The 17,435-nt window shown below is 52.5% G+C and carries 18 protein-coding genes and 1 pseudogene; 9 read left to right on the top strand and 10 right to left on the bottom strand.

Translation table 11 applies throughout. The features are described from left to right. The first annotated feature begins 84 nt into the window (after positions 1-84). From AC3G3F_RS20035 to excA, 6 genes are all read left to right on the top strand, one after another. A complete protein-coding gene (locus AC3G3F_RS20035; protein WP_272944326.1) occupies positions 85-567 on the top strand; it encodes a conjugal transfer protein TraV in 483 nt (160 codons plus the stop codon). Then, positions 525-1,727, top strand: a complete 1,203-nt coding sequence (gene traW / locus AC3G3F_RS20040; protein WP_023180535.1) for a conjugal transfer protein TraW — start codon at positions 525-527, stop codon at positions 1,725-1,727. Before AC3G3F_RS20035 ends, traW begins: the two co-directional genes overlap by 43 nt. Continuing rightward, complete coding sequence (locus AC3G3F_RS20045) at positions 1,724-1,975, top strand: hypothetical protein (protein WP_023180534.1); 252 nt, start codon at positions 1,724-1,726, stop codon at positions 1,973-1,975. The genes traW and AC3G3F_RS20045 overlap by 4 nt, the downstream gene beginning before the upstream one ends. After that, complete coding sequence (gene traX / locus AC3G3F_RS20050; protein WP_023180533.1) at positions 1,968-2,552, top strand: conjugal transfer protein TraX; 585 nt, start codon at positions 1,968-1,970, stop codon at positions 2,550-2,552. The genes AC3G3F_RS20045 and traX overlap by 8 nt, the downstream gene beginning before the upstream one ends. 98 nt (positions 2,553-2,650) lie before the next feature. Continuing rightward, positions 2,651-4,822, top strand: coding sequence for a DotA/TraY family protein (locus AC3G3F_RS20055; protein WP_023180532.1), 2,172 nt, complete (start codon positions 2,651-2,653; stop codon positions 4,820-4,822). A 79-nt stretch (positions 4,823-4,901) separates the two neighbouring features. Then, positions 4,902-5,549, top strand: a complete 648-nt coding sequence (gene excA / locus AC3G3F_RS20060) for a plasmid IncI1-type surface exclusion protein ExcA (protein ID WP_042774173.1) — start codon at positions 4,902-4,904, stop codon at positions 5,547-5,549. Between the two features lie 385 nt (positions 5,550-5,934). Here the strand turns inward: excA and AC3G3F_RS20065 are convergent, their stop codons facing one another. After that, on the bottom strand, positions 5,935-6,384 hold the full coding sequence (locus AC3G3F_RS20065) for a hypothetical protein (RefSeq protein ID WP_023180530.1): 450 nt from the start codon (positions 6,382-6,384) through the stop codon (positions 5,935-5,937). Positions 6,385-6,969: 585 nt separating this feature from the next. Beyond that, positions 6,970-7,086 (bottom strand): annotated as a pseudogene (locus tag AC3G3F_RS20070) (Hok/Gef family protein); the annotation flags it as partial. A gap of 95 nt (positions 7,087-7,181) precedes the next feature. Here AC3G3F_RS20070 and trbA point away from each other — a divergent pair. From trbA to trbC, 3 genes are read left to right on the top strand one after another with little or no spacing between them, the layout of a single operon-like run. After that, positions 7,182-8,390 (top strand): IncI1-type conjugal transfer protein TrbA, encoded by a 1,209-nt coding sequence (gene trbA, locus AC3G3F_RS20075; protein WP_060629096.1) that lies wholly within the window; start codon positions 7,182-7,184, stop codon positions 8,388-8,390. 17 nt (positions 8,391-8,407) lie between these two features. After that, on the top strand, positions 8,408-9,490 hold the full coding sequence (locus tag AC3G3F_RS20080; RefSeq protein WP_023180528.1) for a DsbC family protein: 1,083 nt from the start codon (positions 8,408-8,410) through the stop codon (positions 9,488-9,490). Further along, positions 9,483-11,774: an F-type conjugative transfer protein TrbC gene (gene trbC, locus AC3G3F_RS20085; RefSeq protein ID WP_077945904.1), complete on the top strand. Its 2,292-nt coding sequence runs from the start codon at positions 9,483-9,485 to the stop codon at positions 11,772-11,774. The genes AC3G3F_RS20080 and trbC overlap by 8 nt, the downstream gene beginning before the upstream one ends. A gap of 274 nt (positions 11,775-12,048) precedes the next feature. On the opposite strand, the gene AC3G3F_RS20090 is transcribed toward trbC, so the two are convergent. The 8 genes from AC3G3F_RS20090 to AC3G3F_RS20125 all read right to left on the bottom strand — a co-directional run bounded on the left by AC3G3F_RS20090 (position 12,049) and on the right by AC3G3F_RS20125 (position 17,402). After that, on the bottom strand, positions 12,049-12,324 hold the full coding sequence (locus tag AC3G3F_RS20090) for a hypothetical protein (RefSeq protein ID WP_139761969.1): 276 nt from the start codon (positions 12,322-12,324) through the stop codon (positions 12,049-12,051). Positions 12,325-12,499: 175 nt separating this feature from the next. Further along, a complete protein-coding gene (locus AC3G3F_RS20095; protein ID WP_058112069.1) occupies positions 12,500-12,760 on the bottom strand; it encodes a class I SAM-dependent methyltransferase in 261 nt (86 codons plus the stop codon). Continuing rightward, complete coding sequence (locus AC3G3F_RS20100) at positions 12,753-13,226, bottom strand: FkbM family methyltransferase (protein WP_488395630.1); 474 nt, start codon at positions 13,224-13,226, stop codon at positions 12,753-12,755. The genes AC3G3F_RS20095 and AC3G3F_RS20100 overlap by 8 nt, the downstream gene beginning before the upstream one ends. Continuing rightward, positions 13,223-14,041, bottom strand: coding sequence for a transcriptional activator SprB (locus AC3G3F_RS20105; RefSeq protein WP_023180524.1), 819 nt, complete (start codon positions 14,039-14,041; stop codon positions 13,223-13,225). Before AC3G3F_RS20105 ends, AC3G3F_RS20100 begins: the two co-directional genes overlap by 4 nt. After that, entirely contained in the window at positions 14,038-14,508 is a 471-nt protein-coding gene (locus AC3G3F_RS20110) for a CaiF/GrlA family transcriptional regulator (RefSeq protein ID WP_023180523.1), read from the bottom strand. Before AC3G3F_RS20110 ends, AC3G3F_RS20105 begins: the two co-directional genes overlap by 4 nt. Beyond that, on the bottom strand, positions 14,505-14,927 hold the full coding sequence (locus AC3G3F_RS20115) for a hypothetical protein (protein ID WP_079898369.1): 423 nt from the start codon (positions 14,925-14,927) through the stop codon (positions 14,505-14,507). Before AC3G3F_RS20115 ends, AC3G3F_RS20110 begins: the two co-directional genes overlap by 4 nt. Before the next feature lie 10 nt (positions 14,928-14,937). Beyond that, complete coding sequence (locus tag AC3G3F_RS20120) at positions 14,938-15,426, bottom strand: DUF2919 family protein (RefSeq protein WP_079898370.1); 489 nt, start codon at positions 15,424-15,426, stop codon at positions 14,938-14,940. Beyond that, complete coding sequence (locus AC3G3F_RS20125; RefSeq protein ID WP_249263367.1) at positions 15,423-17,402, bottom strand: cobalt ABC transporter permease; 1,980 nt, start codon at positions 17,400-17,402, stop codon at positions 15,423-15,425. Before AC3G3F_RS20125 ends, AC3G3F_RS20120 begins: the two co-directional genes overlap by 4 nt. Between the last annotated feature and the right edge of the window lie 33 nt (positions 17,403-17,435).

The raw sequence follows: 17,435 nt of genomic DNA on the forward strand, positions 1-17,435 counted from the left end.
AAGCTCAAAGTGGATGGTGACAGCTTTTCATTCTCCCTGCCATCCCGGCACTTCAGGTTAAATCCAGCCCCCAGTCCCAGGGTGATGTATGCCACTGATGCAAGAGCGCAGGCGCAGGAAAAGGCATCCGGAATCCGCCTTGTTCTGCCCGGGAAAACAGAACGTCTGATCACAACGGCCATCTGGCAGGTCACTATCCCGGATATTCCCGAGTTTGACGCTCTGCATGTCATTCAGTGGATACTACCGTCCCCACTGGCCCCACTGATGTCTGATAACACCTGGCTATGGCCAGCCATACCTGGTGCCCCGGCTCTGAGCGCCGGAGACTGGCCCGTAATGGATACCGATCCGTCAACCCTGAGACGGGTCAGACGTCGCTCATTCAGCGTTATCGATACCAGAAACAGGAGGGGCTACATCACCCGACGGTTCCAGTGTTTCCCTCTCGCCCCCCTTCCTCCGGAAGGAAACTACGACATCATTCCTGATTTTGTTATCGATCCAGGACAGGAGAAAACAAGATGCACAGAAAACATTTACTTGCCGCGCTTATCGCAGCCATAAGCGGCGCCACAATTCAGGCACAGGCCTACACGGTCACAGTAGTGGAAAGTCGCCCGGTAACCACACAAATTTTGCCAGAAATGGCTGCTATTCAGGGAGTTCTGGGGGAAATACTGGCCATGCAGACAGCCACAGGAACCGCCATAAATCAGAACTCTGAAAAGCTCGCAACGGTTATAGCGCAGGATGGACAGGCAACCCGCCAACAGATGATATTTGGTAATGAAACACAGCGTCTTGAGGACGCCAGACAAAGCTATTCCGTACCGGACTCTATCTGCAGTGAATCTGCATCCGGGATAGCAACAGAGAGTAAAAACGCCTCCATGTCCACGGCGTCAAAGCTAAGTAAGGGCGGCGGTATCAGTAATCGTAACATTCGAGAGCGCCTGGCTGTTGCTGCTGCCTCCCCTGCGCGCGAAGCTTATGACGGTGCATCCATACACGCCGGTTACTGCACTGAAGCAGAATATGCCCGTTTTGGTGGTACTGCGGTTTGTCCTTCTGTTGGCGAACTCCCCGGTGGCGACAGCCAGGTTCGCTCGGTCTATTACGGGGCAGGAACGGCAGACACGCCGGCAGCCCTTACATGGGATCAGAAGCAGATCGACGCTGCCACTGCTTACATGAAAAATACTGCCCGACCGTCAGCTGGCCGGGCGTTGGGGAAAGGAGAAGTAAATACCCAAAGCGGCCGCACTTACGTTGGTCTCCAGAATGAATATAACGGCATCATAGATGCGGCATCGAACCCCCAACTGTCGCTGATTGCTGACAGCGCACCGAATGAGGCAACCCGGAAAGCGCTGGCAGAAACCCTTCAGTCAGATTCTGCGGCAGCTTATTTCGACCAGATAGCATCAAAGGAAGCAAAATCGCGGGGATATATGAGCACCAGGGAGTTTGAATCCTTTGAAGCTGGTCGCCGCTACGCAAATACCGCGTACCTTACTGACCTGCAGGAAATGCAGGGGGATAACCTGTTACGCGAACTGGTACGAACCACATCTCAAATCAACTGGCAGCTGAACGATTTGAAAGAGCAGATTCGCCAGGGGAATGTGATCGCCGGTCAGCAACTGGCACTTACGGCGCGCCAGTATTATGAACAGCGGCTGAGTAGTCTGGAAATGTCCGTTAACCAGGGAAATGCCAGATGACAGCAAAAATTAAAAACCACACAACGTCCCTGCAGAACGCAAAACACATCATGCATGAGTTATGGATCATCGGTATCAGGATGCCGGCTACAATCGCCGGCCTCTTCCTGTTTGTATTGATACTCACCCTACACGATATGGCAGGATTACGAAACTGGATGGTGCTTTCCCTGCTTTGCCTGATTCTGCGATTCGGACAGTTTATTTTCTTTCACTTCAAAACCCGGAAAGGCATCAGAAATGAGTAAATTACCCGGCGATACAGAACAAGAAGCAACTGTAAAAAAATCACCGTCTATAGCACGCCTGGCTACGCGTGGCGTGGTTAATATTTTCGTTCCGGTAATTGAAACCCGCTGGATTGCTCGCTCATGTCGCCACATGTTGAGTCAGCAAATACGGCGGATTAAAGAATTAATCCGGAGAACACACGAGGAGACCTTCAGTAACCTGAGCTGGGAAGAAGCTGTACAGACAAGCGGTCTGCCAGTTACTGAACTGAATCGCTGTTTCCGTCGGCGCAGATTATTCTGGCGGGCGCTTTTCTGGTTATTACTGATTCCTGCCGTTTTCTTGTGCGGTATGGCGTTTGCAGCTTCAACGCTCCCCTTAATTACACTACTACGGTTAATCACAACGATCGTACTGATAATTACAGGCGCAGCGCTTTGCGCTTCAAAAGCACTCATCACCTCATACCGTCTGTGGCAGTTGCATGAGCGTAAAGTCAGTGAGGCAGAAAAAGGGACTTTCCTGGACTTTCTGAATGATCGAAATGGATGGTGCAACGCTTCATGGCTGGCAATTACCAGTAAAAAATACTGACAAGCAGACTGGTTCTGGCTGGCCACCGTATCCCTTCGAATTAAATCCCATGCAGGGCGTCGAGCTGCCCATGCTTCTTATCCTATTCCGGAGTTACTGTGAAAATTATACTTCGCGCACTCAGTGCAGGCCTCGCCGTATCTGCAGTCCCGGCAATGGCTTCAGTGACCTATCAGGATATTGTGTCCGCAGCCACTAACTCTGACGATCTGTCGCGTCAGGCGCTGGTCACAATATTTGGTGATGTGGTCACGAACCCCCTATCGACCAGCAGTCCTACCCTGATCGGCAATATGTTCGGTGTATTTAACGGCATTATTTCCGTACTTGCCGTAGTCTGGTTTGCTTTCATCGGCATACGGCATGTTGTCAGATCCGGACATCAGGGCCAGGTCTTTGATACAGGACGTGACATCGTTGGCACTCTCAGTGTCGTCAGTGGATTTCTGATGATCGTACCTACAGGAAATGGCTGGAGTCTCGCCCAGCTTATCATGCTGTGGGGTGCATCAATTATGGGTGTTGGTTCCGCCAATATCATGGTGCAGCTGGCCGCAGATAATATTGCAAACGGTTACTCTATGACCGTGCAACCAGTCCAGGTCTCAACACGCACCGCCGCACGCGGCATCTTTGAAATGGAATTGTGTAAGTATGCCATTAATTCCGGGCTGAATGACTTTAACCAAACGGCCAGGTCCTCCACTTCGCTTATGACCGAATCAAGTAAAACGGTCGGTGGAAATTACACCGTTACGGTATCCAATGGCAGTGGCATTTGTGGTACTGCCAGCCTGTCTGTTGAAGGCAACGGTACAACTAATCAGTCATCCATCAGTAAGTTTTTCAACCCCTTCAGCAGTACCGAATATAACAGCGTTATCGCTGCTCAACGTACAGCCATGGATAACATGATTCGTGACATGGACAGTACCGCTAACGAGTTTGTGACGACTTTCCTGGAAAAACGCAACACCGGAAACGGTACGTTGCCCGATATCGAAACCCGCATACAGCGGGCAGCTGACGATTACGAGCGGGCAGTACAAAAAGCCCTGCCTGCAGATAACAACGAACAATCCAGGAAGGAGGCTCTGAAATCATATCTGACCACTTACGGGTGGGTGGCTTTAGGTGCCTGGTACCAGACGTTTGCGACAGCCAATCAGCGCCTTGCCGAACTGGCCGACAGGGCGCCAGCAGTAACCTCAATGTCATCGATTGGTGAAGTTGGTGATACTGATTTTTTTGCTGCAGTGATGGGAGGGTACCGGGCACAGTTACAAAACTCCACATTTACTCCAACAATAGGAACTATAACCACTCAAAATGAAAGTAATGCTGCCAATAGCATTGATCCTCAGAGCGTAATAATGAAAAGTATTGCGCCTACTATATTAAAATGGACGAACCAAGTTGCTACTGAATGGTCAGGAACAGGAACAACCAGCGACCAGGTTAATCCATTAATTAAGATGAAGAATATCGGTGATTATACCCTAGGAACAACAGAGGTTCTCTGGGCCGGATATACAACAGTCAGAGTTCTCGCAACAATGGGGGATAACTCAGTTTTCGGTAAAGCCGCTAATTTTTTCACTGGGTTACCAAAAGGGTTAGTGGCCCTACTGGATGCTTCAGCACCTCCAGTATATTTCCTGTTGTTCCTGTTGTTTTGTGCGGGTTTTTCGTTATCAATCTATCTGCCCTTTATACCTTTTATTTTCTGGATGACCGGAATAGGTAACTGGATTATCAGCGTATTAATCGGATGTACCGCAGGACCTCTTTGGGGGGCTACTCACCTCGGCACATCTCAAGACAGAGGAAGTCGTGCTGCCTATGGTTATATTTACCTGATTGATAGCATGATAAGGCCACCATTAATGGTGTTTGGGTTTTTCTTTGCATCAGTAGCAGTTGTTGCGTCAGGGACTATATTAAATGCCTTATTTGGCGCAGCCCTAGTTAATGTTCAAGTAAACTCCTTTACGGGCGTATTTAGTCTTGCTGGTTTTTTACTAATTTACGCACGGATTTGCACAACAATTGTTGCAGCTATATTTGCGTTACAGGCATACCTTCCTGACCATGTAATCAATTTTCTGGGGGGGCGGGATGGTGCAAATACTCTTGGAAACCTTACATCATCCGTGAAAGATATTTTTGCAGGTTCCAACAGGAATATTAGGCATACCCCTGGAGTTAAAGAGGACAGGCTAAAAAATGTCACTCAGGGAGATAATAGCAAAGATGGAATAAAAGGATAAATATTCAAAAATAACCTTGCCATAAACACTCAAAAACATTAAACTGTTAATGGGTGTTTATGGAGGGTTTATTATGCAAATGGTAAAAACAAAAGACAGATTTCCGGGATGGTGGCCATTATATTACCTACTCAGGATTGCATATTTTTGTTTAGGCATACCATTTTTGTTACTTTTTATTATCTTTGGTATGTTATCAATCACTTCATCTAAATATGTCACGCAAGCAGATTACATTTACACTTACGTTTGTCTATTTCTGTTAATTGCTCCTTGTCTATGGCTATACACTAAAGCCAAAAGGAAAAAAAACACTATCCATTATGTTGTACAAAAAATAAAAGATACTGGTTATTTTTCCCCGGAAAAAGGCTTTGAGGGGCTTTCATTAATCAATAGCACATATTTCGGCATTGATATCAGAAAGGGCACTATATTATATATCAGGATTTATCCAAACAATATCATGGATGTCATTGGCCTTGATATACATAACTTCACCCGAACAGTCACTGAAGACAAGGAACTGAAGATATACACAAAGTATGTGAACATGCCTATGATACCTGTAACGTCATGGTGTACTTCACCCAGCAGCGCTGCGAACACTATGCATGCTATGGCCGAAAGAAGTTATGATTACCCGGTAGACTTCCCCCGGATGATTCAGGAAAAGCGTAAAGAGTGGGAGAAGGTGGCTGGCATACCCGTTGCAGAAGTATTTTGATACAATCAATCAGCCTCCATGAACAATCACCCATCAGCCGGTTTATCTGAACCGGCTGTTTGTTTAACAGAAAGATTTAACCTGCCGCCTACTGTTTAAATAATGCAATGTCGCCATCAGCCAAACGGATTTACCCCCTTATGAGACGGCGCTAATGTCTTATTACCCTGTCTGTTTTAGGAAAACCCAATTCAGATGGATAGCATGTGTACTGGAACAAATTTCGTTTTCACTTAGCGTGAGTCCAGAAAGTTTTTTTGCGAGCCGGGCAGGATAAATGCAAATCCATTTGCAGTTATTGTGAGCTAAATTTTACGCGAATTGCGGGTTGTTACAGAAAGCCGGCGGGCTGGACACCACAACGGTACCAGATAACGTTACGTGCTTAGAAACCGAACTTTTTGAACATCTCATTGCTATTCATATCGTTGGCAGGCGCACGGTTCATCGACTCCATCTGCTTGATCAACCCCAGGCTGGCGCCAACAGGTCCCCCTACGCTGAAACCAACGCTGCTGGAGCGGATTTTGCTGGTACTGCGGCTGTGGGTTTGACTACGGGTGTTACAGTTACTTTGATGTGTCCGTGTGAGACCATTTTTGCTGAGCTGGCTATCTTCACTTTGGGTACAGTTTCCCTGTGACAGGCTGTGACTTTCTCCTGTGGTGCGGTTGCTGCTGTCCGTGTGCCACTCGCTATAGCTTCCCGCCGGCGCGATGATGTCAACCGGCGTACCGTAGGTGGCATAAGTTGGCATAGCCATGCCACTACAGCCACCAAGCAGCAAAGCGGTGCCGACGATAAAAATGATCTTACCCGGAGCGGTCTTTTTCATTGTTCCTACCTGTTTCTCGTTAGTTATTTATGCCCTGCCCTGGCAGGGCTCGTTATTATTCATCCTTCAATTGGGAGATCAAGATATTTTAAATAAATTGGTATTATTCTTAATGGTGTTCTTTATGGAAAAGATAAATTTCCAGTTTAAATAAAATTATACCGAGTTATCTTTTCGGTAAAACCGAATTAACAGAGACAAGCATTCCTAATACACGCCGGAGCTTCAGCATTATGCCTTCTTGTTTAACTTCGATATATAATAGTTATTCATAAAAGGCACGATGTTATATACCAGAATTTACCCAAACAACATCATGGATTTCATTGGCAGCACGCTCCTCATCAGTAGCCCGTATATTTATTTGTTTATTACGCACAGGTTTGCGGATTGTAGTTTGCATGGTTCCTCCGGAAGGTAACAAATTCTATACAAAAAATCAGATTTACATCCGTACAAAACTAGTTGGCGTCTAATACAAAGGCATTCGGCTGGAGCTAATCGGCTTCAGAGAAGAAGAAAAGGCGCAATGAGGTCAGCCTTCGCAACAAATCGGCGGCAGAGAACCTGCCGCCGTGTTGCCCGTTAACGTTTAACTTCGTAGGCTAACGTTGCCACAAGCACTGTGTCTCCCTGCTGGAGCCGGAGCCCGCAAAGCGAATCCCTTACCATCCAGAAAAAACACAGAATCGTCACACAGACTCAACATCTGTTTTTGCTGATGCTTTATCAGCCTGATCAAAAAACAAATCTTAACTTTCCCGTTTGATTTAAATTCCAGTAATGGAGGCTTTACTGTGTCTTACGTTCGTCAGCCCATAGGGGAAGACCCCTTGCAAGTCTGGGGGGCTGTTGGAGCCCTGTTTATCCTTTTCCTTGTTGTTGTATGGTTGTTTTTACCCGAGGTGGTATACGCCACCTGCCTGATACTCCACACCTTATGGGGATTTATTGACTGGGGACCATTTCACGAATACGCAGCACCCCGATACAACCTTTTGGCCATAACAGGTAACAACGCCACCAACATCAGTTTCAGTCAGTGGCTTAATGTTATGGATCAGACCATCAGTATTCTGTGGATCTTTCTGCTTCCGTTAACAGCATGGTCACTGTGGGAATGGTATCAGCATCCGGGACAAAGCCGTTTCACCCGCAGGCCTGTCGATATCACCAGATTACCGCATATCTTTGCCCCCCTGTCCCCGGCGATTACTCCGGTTATGACTGATGGTGATCCCCGAAAGCTCCTCCACGGTGGAAAGCGACCTGAACGGAGAGTCGCGCTTACACCAGAAGCTTTTGTCGAACAACATAGCTTAATCACCAGTATGCAGCTCAATGTTGCGGCGACAAGACAATGTTTCATGGCACAACTGGGTCACCCTCTGACGTCATGGAGGGACATGGCACCACACGAAAAAGCCCTCTTTGCCATATTTGGACTTCAGTATTTTCTGGATGACCGCAAAGCGGCATTAAGTCTCATGGATGCCCTCAACCGCTCCTGCCGTCTCAAAAGCAAACGGGATAACGGAAGATTCAGTACTCCCGTTTATTCGCTGGCCAGAACAGCATTCAGCAAAGTGATCAAAAGCGAGGGCGCACAAAAGTGGCTGAAACAACATCGCTACGTCCGGAGCGGTCTGGTCTGGCTTTACGCACATGATCTGCGGCTTACGCCGCCCAACTGGCTGTGGCTGAAAGGTGTGGATCGGACGTTGTTTTACGCATTACACCGCGCCAATACCACGAAAGGTTTTATTGAGGGTGCCGGTGTGGTGGCGGTTGCCCGTTCAGAAAATGAAGCCATGCGTTTTGGTCTTCCCTGCCCTGAGCCCTGCGTTGATGAGGCAGTGGAAGGTCTGCGACGGGACATGCTCGGTCTCGGCCTTATCTGGGATGAGCCACAGCCCGACCGCGACAGAAGACGCCGTATCCTGACCAACTGGTCCCTCACCGACGACATACTGCCCCGTACACCTGCAACAGATAACGAATTTTAATTCCCCGGAGACTGACTATGACACCCCGTTACAGTGCAACCCGTACAGCTAAAAATATCATCGTATATGCGCATCATGAAGATGGACGTCAGGAAGTTCTGGCCATCCTGCAAATTAAGGATGGCGTCAGTATGGTTTCTGACAAGGAAAAACTTTTGCTGGTATCTCCGGAATATTCGTATCGGGATACAGAGACATCCCTGTTCGCGTGTTCAGGCCACAATGTCAGTGATATTCTCGGCGCTGTCGCGGACTGCCTTGTAAACGACACCAGACGTCGTAAGAAAAAACTACGCGGTATTGCTTACTGTGCTGTCAGCCTGGCCCTTGGAGCCCTCATCGCGTCCTGTGTTTTCCTGACAAGAGTCCCTGTTCCGTTTAATCAACCGCCGGCTTCTGCAACCAGCCAGGTGCTACCGGCACAGAATCCCGTGGATGATGATATTCAGGCGTCTGTTTCTGCGTCAAGCAGGCCGCTGCCGGTTACTCTGGAGAGCATTCCACGAGTAAATAACAAGTCCGGAAAAACGGTTTTACAGCCAGAGGCAACAAAAAAAGAGACGCCGGAGGCCACGAAAGCCCGACAAAATCTGGCTACGGTGCTGAAACGTAATGCCGACCGGGGAATGTTCACTGTCAACTTATCGTCAGGTCATGAAAGGACACTGTATGCCTTTCTCGATCCCCGCTGTCCGAACTGCCGGGCACTGGAGCCGGCACTGAAACGACTCTCTGCCGACTTTAATGTGGTGGTCTATCCGGTATCTGTCATAGGAGGCGATAAATCAGCCTCCCACATGGCACCGTTGCTGTGTGAAAAGGACCCGCAGAAGCGCGCAGAAGGATGGCACCATCTGTATTCGGCGGATGCCGGCATGATGTTACCGGGAAGTACCGAAGCAATCCCTGATGAAACATGCCTGAAAGCCGCCAGGGCAGCCATCGACGTCAACAATCTGGCTTTCCGCCAGTTTGGCTTTGCCGGCACACCATGGGTGCTGTCCGATACAGGCTGGCACCTGCCGACAGGACTTCTTCAGGAGTCCGGCACTGTAAAGTTATTCCTGAAAACCACTGACAGCGAGTCTGGCCATGAGTGAACATCGCGTTAATCCTGACCTCATACATCGCACAGCATGGGGAAACCCGCTCTGGAACGCGCTTCAGAACCTCAACATATATGGAATGTGTCTTGCAGGAAGCCTGGTAGTCAGCTTTATCTGGCCGCTTGCATTACCGGCCTGCCTGCTGTTCACGCTGATAACTGTTCTGATATTCAGCCTGCAACGGTGGCGCTGTCCCCTTCGTATGCCCATGACGCTCAGGTGCGCAGATCCCTCTCAGGACAGGATGATCAAGCGAAGTCTATTTGAGTTCTGGCCAACCCTGTTCCAGTACGAAACCATCAAAGAGTTTCCGGCCAACGGGATATTCTATGTGGGCTACCAGCGAATCCGGGATATCGGCAGAGAATTATGGCTGAACATTGACGATCTTACCCGCCACGTCATGTTTTTTGCCGCTACAGGCGGCGGTAAAACAGAAACTATCTTTTCATGGATCATCAACCCTCTTTGTTGGGGAAGAGGCTTTACGCTCGTTGACGGTAAGGCTCAAAATGATACAGCAAGAACAATCTGGTATCTGTCCAGACGTTTTGGCCGTGAAGATGATGTTGAGGTCATCAACTTCATGAACGGGGGTAAATCACGCAGCGAAATCATTCTGAGCGGCGATAAATCCCGCCCCCAGTCCAATACCTGGAACCCCTTCTGCTACAGCACCGAAGCATTCACTGCTGAAACAATGCAGTCCATGCTGCCGCAGAACGTACAGGGCGGAGAATGGCAGTCCAGGGCAATCGCCATGAATAAGGCACTTGTGTTCGGAACCAAGTTCTGGTGTGTACGTGAAGGCAGAACGATGTCCCTGCAGATGCTGCGGGAACATATGTCTCTTGAAGGGATGGCAAAACTCTATTGCCGGGGTATCGACGACCAGTGGCCGGAAGAGGCAATCGCGCCGTTACGTAACTACCTGCAGGACGTCCCCGGCTTTGATATGTCACTGGTCCGGACACCATCTGCCTGGACGGAAGAACCCAGGAAGCAGCATGCTTATCTTTCTGGCCAGTTTTCTGAAACTTTCAGCACATTCACCGAGGCTTTTGGCGATATCTTTGCAGAGGACTCCGGTGATATTGACATTCGTGACAGCATACACAGTGACCGGATTCTGATGGTGATGATCCCTGCCCTGGATACGTCTGCACATACCACATCAGCCCTTGGACGCATGTTCGTTACCCAGCAAAGTATGATCCTGGCCCGTGACCTGGGATACCGTCTCGAAGGTTCTGACTCTCAGGCACTGGAGGTGAAAAAATACAAAGGACGTTTCCCGTACCTGTGCTTCCTGGACGAAGTTGGCGCTTATTACACTGACCGTATTGCAGTTGAAGCTACCCAAGTCCGCTCCCTGGACTTCGCACTCATTCTGATGGCACAGGATCAGGAGCGTATCGAGGGACAAACATCAGCCACCAGTACGGCAACACTGATGCAGAACACAGGGACGAAATTTGCCGGCAGGGTCGTCAGCGACGACAAAACGGCAAGGACGCTGAAAAATGCGGCAGGAGAAGAAGCGCGGGCCAGAATGAACAGCCTGCAACGTCAGGACGGCGTGTTTGGAGAGGCCTGGATTGACAGCTCACAGATAAGTATCCTGATGGAAAGTAAGGTAAACGTCCAGGAACTGATAAAGCTGCATCCCGGCGAGTTCTTTTCCATTTTTCAGGGAGAATCGGTCCCCTCTGCATCATTCTATATTCCTGATGAGGAGAAAAGCTGTAGCAGTGATCCTGTCGTTATTAACCGCTATATCAGCGTGGATGCGCCACGTCTCGAGCAGCTTCGCCGTCTGGTTCCCCGCACGGTACAACGCCGTATTCCTTCACCGGAAAATGTCAGCGCTATCATTGGCGTACTGACAGCAAAACCTTCCCGTAAAAGGAGAAAAAGCCGCACGGAACCACATATTATCGTGGATACTTTTCAGCAACGGATCGCAGGCCGGCAGGCAGCCATGGCACTACTGGACGAGTACGATACGGATATCAACGCCCGGGAAATGGCACTGTGGGAAACTGCACTGAATACCCTTAAAACGACCACACGGGAACAACGGCGAATCCGCTTCATCACTCTGAATCGTCCGGAGACGTCGGCAGCAGATGAGGGGCATCAGGTATCAGTCAGGGCAGAGAGAGCAGAAATTAACCTGTTATCTATGCCAAAACAAAATTACCGTCCTGCAGAACCTTCTGCGAACGGCTCCCGCCATAAAAATAACAGTCGTCACGAATGGAAAGGACTGTACTGAAAAAAGGCCGTGATATCAAAAATGAAAATATTTAAATCAATACTCAACCAGTATTTTTTACCGGAAAACTAAACACCACTGTTGTGGTAAATGCTCCGGGGGAAGCTCCTGTTTTACAGAAAAATAATATAACCGGTTATATTGCAGCGTATTACAGTGTAACTGGTTTTAAGGACAGAACAGGAGGCTGTCTTTTCAGTCCCCGAGTGCATGCTAATGTCAGACTGCAGATAAACATTGTGATCACGCCCGACGTCAGTTCTGACTTATTTTTTCACTCCTCCGGCATCTGCTGTTCCGGAGGAAAAAATCCTGCATCATTCTGTAATCCCCTTTCTGCCGTTTTCATCCTTCCACCCGGCAGGTACTCTTCCGGAACGTGCTGCACCGAAAAATATTTTACCAGTCCCCGGTGCCCGGCACTGTTAATTCCCCGGACTGTTTCCAGCCTGCAGCGCAGACCATCTGCACTCCGCATCAGGTTATGTACCACCTTCCTTGCCACATAAAGAGGAATAAAAAACTGCCCGGCAATTTCAGCGATACTCACCGGTCTTTCCTGCTGCCATACCCATACCGCTGTGTTACGCTCCAGGACCGTTTTCCGTGCTCTCCGTAACGCAGGCATATCCCCCCTTCACTCTCATCCAGTACGGACATGACCGGCGACTCTGTATGAACGGTCGCTTATGCCAGTACTGATTTCATATCCGGACCGGCACCGCTCACCATTCCCGACGGTTACTTACCGAAAAAATGTTCTCGCCCCGGTAAATGAAATCCCGGTCTCTCTGCCCGCACAACCTCAGAAACGGTCCTGATGTTCCTTCTCCCGGATACAGCCAGTCATGTAACTCAATAATGCACAGATAAAAATCATCAAACCAGCACACATCTCCCGAAAATAAATCTTTCTCTCCGCCTTCAATATCCACTTTCAGGATAAACAACGATGCCGGCTCAAAGGCGCTGAGAATGTCACTCATTGCAATAACCGGTATCCTGTCTGTCTGTCTGTCTGTCTGTCTGTCTGTCTGTCAGACGGTATGCAAAAGGCTCTCCCGTATCAACCAGTGTCATTTCTCCTGCGCAGGAGGAGACCCCCTTATTTATCAGGGTTACATTCAGACCTTCTGTATTGCGGGACAGCAGGGCAAAGTTATCCGGTGCCGGCTCAATCGCCACCACATGCGCCCGGGGATATGCCTCCAGAAAATGCAGCACTGACGTTCCGATATTCGCCCCGCAGTCCACTATCACCGGCGTCAGTCCGGCCTCCAGAATCGAACGGTACCGTGCCGTGATATCCGCATCCCGTATAAACATTCCTGTCGCATACTCCCGGTCAATAAAGTTCTGCCGGATAACAGCACGGTCTGACCGGATATCCCGCCAGTAAAATACCCGCTGTCTGCCCTGCACGGTAATATCACCCTTCATCAACTCTGTCATACCTCTCCCTCTTTATCTGCCATTCGCTCTTCTCTCCCCGGCTGACCGTATCTGTTTTCCGTTAATCCGGCTCCTGACGGATAACGCTGCAGAGACTCCCGTACCATCACGCCACGGTAGAGCGGCATCCCGCTTTTCACCTCCTCCATACCCAGCGCACACAGCACATGCCGCCTGTACAGGCTTACCGTCTTTTCCTGCAGCCCCGTCAACGCCGCCACCTGCCCCCCCTTCATCCCGTCTGTCAGACGGCATAAAATAAACCACTGCCGTGCCGTCACCTGCGCCGGCAGCATCCTCAGCGACTCCTTCTGTACCTCCCTGACCAGACACGCCGTCCGTGTCCGGCTCATCCGCCCTGGCACCGGCAGTTCCTGTCCCCCCCGGCGCTTCTCCGCGCCACGCACCACCTCATCCATAAAACCCGACAGCGGATGCCCCCCTTTGCACCTCCCGGCGCCCTGCCTTCCCGGCAGCCACCCGGTCAGCGTATCCGTACTCACCGCGCGACGGTATCCCAGATAGCCCAGTACCATCCTGTCGCTGTACCAGACCGTCGGCGAGACAACCCTGACAGCCCGGTCCCACAGCAGCGGGCTCAGGCTGTCCAGCCACGGCAGGCTCTCATGCGGACGCAGGCACAACAGCACCCCCGCCGCCGGATACCGCTCCAGCCAGGCTGACAGCCCGGCCGGCGAACCGGCCTCCGCCGTGACCACCCCGGGCCACCGCTCTGATATCAGTCCCCGGACCGCCGCCGTCAGCGTCCAGTCCTCCCCCAGAATCACCACCGACGGCACTGTCTCCCGGCTCATGCCTTTCTCCCCCGTTGCAGACTGTTCCAGATATTCCTCGTCAGCTCCCTGACGTCCCCGTCAGCATTCCCCACCCGACCGCGCTGAATGGTTTTCACCGCCTCCCGCTGCTTCTCCGACACTTTCCGTACGCCCGCTTCCGGACTCACCTCCGTCACCCTGACCTCATAACTCTCCACCGGTACCCCCGCGCGCTTCACTTTTCTCAGCTCGCAGCATATCTGCTCTTTTTTTCTCGACAGGTAGGTCAGCTGGAACGTCGCGCTCCGCTCACTGATACCGAAGGCATCTGCTATCTGCCCCCGGTTCACCCATCCCCCCCGCTTCAGGCACCACAGCGCCACCAGAACATACAGCGGCTTCCCCTCATGCGCCGACACTTCCTCCGGCACCACGCACACGTCGTGATTGCTCTGCTGCGGTTCGCGGCGCCGGCTCCGCCCCCTTCTGTTCTCCCTGCCCGTCATCCCGTCCCTCCCCCGTATCCCCGTACTGACGTCACGCCCTGAGCTGCCTGGCGCATCCTCTCCTTTCCCCGGCCGTACTGCGACAGCCACGATTTCAGCAGGCTGTGCAGCACGGCGCCGGCATACACCTCTCCCCGGGCCAGCTGGTTACGCAGCACCGCCCCACCTGAAAGCGCCAGCAACTGACGGAGTGCATCCGGAGACGTCTCCTGCAACCGCGCCCAAAGCGCCTTTCTCCAGGCCGGTTCCCCGTCTTCTGCCGGCGGTACCATAAACGCCGCCGTGTCACGGCATATCTGCCACAGCGCCTCCCGGTGCTCCGGGCTGTCACACCACCGCGCCACGGCCATCCGGGACACACTCATCTGCAGACACTCTGTACGGTGCGCCACTTCCCGGTAAAACACCGACTTCTCCATAACGCCCTCCTCACCGCCGCCAGCCAAACACTGTCCATAACCGCGGCGACAGCAACATGCCCAGCAGGACCGCAAAATCCACGCACAGACAGCTCAGCAGCAGGTCAGTCCCGTCATGCCCCCATCCCGTCTCACGCAGCAGGACGCTCCCGGTCCGCAACAGCTCAATCACCTGCCCCGTAAACACCGCCCCGTATGTCAGCAGCGACGCCCGGGGTATCCTCCCCCGAAGCGGGTACACCGCACACAGCGCCACCACCGGCAGCGCCGTGACCAGGCTTAACACCGCATCCGCCGTCGTCGGGTACAGCACCTCCGCCATCAGCGGCGTGCTGCCTGACATCACCCCGGCCGCCGTCAGCCACCACGGCAGCAGCAGCCATGCCACCCCGGGCCACATCCATAATGAGGCCTTCAGGTTCCCCTCGTCGTCATAGTCCTCCGCCCGGTAACGCCGCCCCGGTGAACGTGTCCCCGCCATCACATTCTGCTCCTTCATGGTGCCTCCTTTTCCTTACGGGTCCCCCCCTTACCGGCTTTACCCCGGCCTGCCGGTTTTTCCGGCGGCACCTGCCGCGCCATCCACGCCTGCCACACCACCTCAGCAAACTTTTCAGGATGCCCGCGGAACAGCACCTGCTCCGGGTCGTTGTCCCGCAGTTGTACCTGCAGTGACTCCCGCCAGCCGGTATTTTCCGCCAGCTTCAACACCGCCCGGATATACGCCTCCCGGTCGTCAGCAATCAGTTCATCCGGCAGCCCCAGGCGGCGGAACAGCCCTTCATCAATATGCGTGTGCACCTCCGGGCCTGACAGACAAACACCCGGCAGCCCCTGCCGTACCACATCCACCACCCCGTTCATGTTTCCGTACGGGAACGGATTCGCAAACAGCTCACAGCTGTTCAGTGCCTGCTGGTAATCCTGAACGGCCATATGGGCATTCACTTCCGCATCAGGCAACACGGACAGAATGACCTCACGCAGGTAGTCCAGCGTCAGCCCCTGTGCAAACCCCATGTAAAAGCAGAACTGTACCGGGACCCGGCTGCGGCGCTGTATCTCCGCCAGCGTCTGCAGAAAACCCGGGTTGATTTTCATGATGGACGCGCAGACCGCTATACGAACCGGCAGCGCAAACGGCTCTGCCAGCAGGCGTCTTTCTTCAAACGACCGGCGCACCGGCAACACCCGCTGCGTCTGTGACGGCGGAACAAACGGCATGCTGTCCGCCGGTACCGCATACACCCGTTCGCTGAAGCACGCCTCCGCGCCAACAAAATCCTCCTCCACCACAAAACCGTCCAGGGCCGGGCAGAACGTTGAGGCTCCGTGCCCCAGGCCGACCAGCTGAAGCGGCGCCAGCCTCAAATTGCTCAGGAAGATGGTGTACGGGAACATCCCCACCCCGGCATAAAAAACCACCGCCGGCTTCAGTGTTTCTGCCAGTCTGCGGGTTGCCGGGACCGCATCACCGGCCGGGACGCGGTGGCACACATCAAACACCTGTGCCGTCTCCTCATCCACTGAGCCCTCCAGTGCCACGCCATGTACCGTAAACCGGGACCGCAGCGCCCTGAACGCCACAGAATGCGTCCGGTACACGCTGTGCTGGCGTGTGAAATGCTCCAGCACCACCATCATCACCGGCTTCCCGTTTTCCTCCGCCGTCTCCGCGCTCCGGTCCGTCAGCCCTTCCTGCTCCAGCGTCCGCCTGACCAGCGCATTGATGCTGCGTTTGATGGCGTGCTTTTCCGGTAAATCCGCATACGAGCAGTGCATGTACATATCATGGAGCACAGCCACCGGCAGAAAGGACAGCGAATCCAGCTCCGTCAGCCTGTCCGGCAGCCAGGCCAGTAACTGCTCGCGCTTTCCGTGGGCCGCCGGCGTCGGCAGGGCGCGCCCGCTAATCAGCGCACAGAACAGCCGGACCACCGTCTCACGGTCGTACTGCCACAGCACGTCCGGCTGCAGGGCGATTTCCGAGTCCGGGAAATAACACAGGCAGAACAGCCGCAGGTTCCCGGCGTTCAGCGTCAGCGGGTCAACCACTCCGCCGCCGGCTGCATTCAGGTTACGGATGATGTGGTCGGCATGGCGGTAGCTGCTCACCGCAAAAATCAGCGCCAGCCAGCGGTGCAGGTTCATCAGCCGCACATAGCCCGTGTCGCTGATGCTGAACCCCGGACGGGAAAACAGGGTCGTTATCGCCCCTGCAAGCCGGGTGCACAGATGACGGTTCAGCCCGTACGCCGTCTGGCCGGGCGCAAAAGCCGTGAACCGCTCTCCCCACTGGCCATAGTGTCGGTCCAGCTCTTCCAGCAGAAACATCAGTTCACGACAGGCCAGCTCCGTCTGCGCCGTGTGGACCCGCCACTCAAAATGCTCAAGGTTAAACAGGGTTACCGCCGGCAGCGGAGCCGCCTCTCCGGACGGGGCCGGGGTGGCAGACAGTTCGGTATCCATATTCATTACATGCTCCTCAGGCGAAATTCAGGGTACAGC

The sequence above is a fragment of the Salmonella sp. FC25216 genome, from assembly GCF_057751355.1.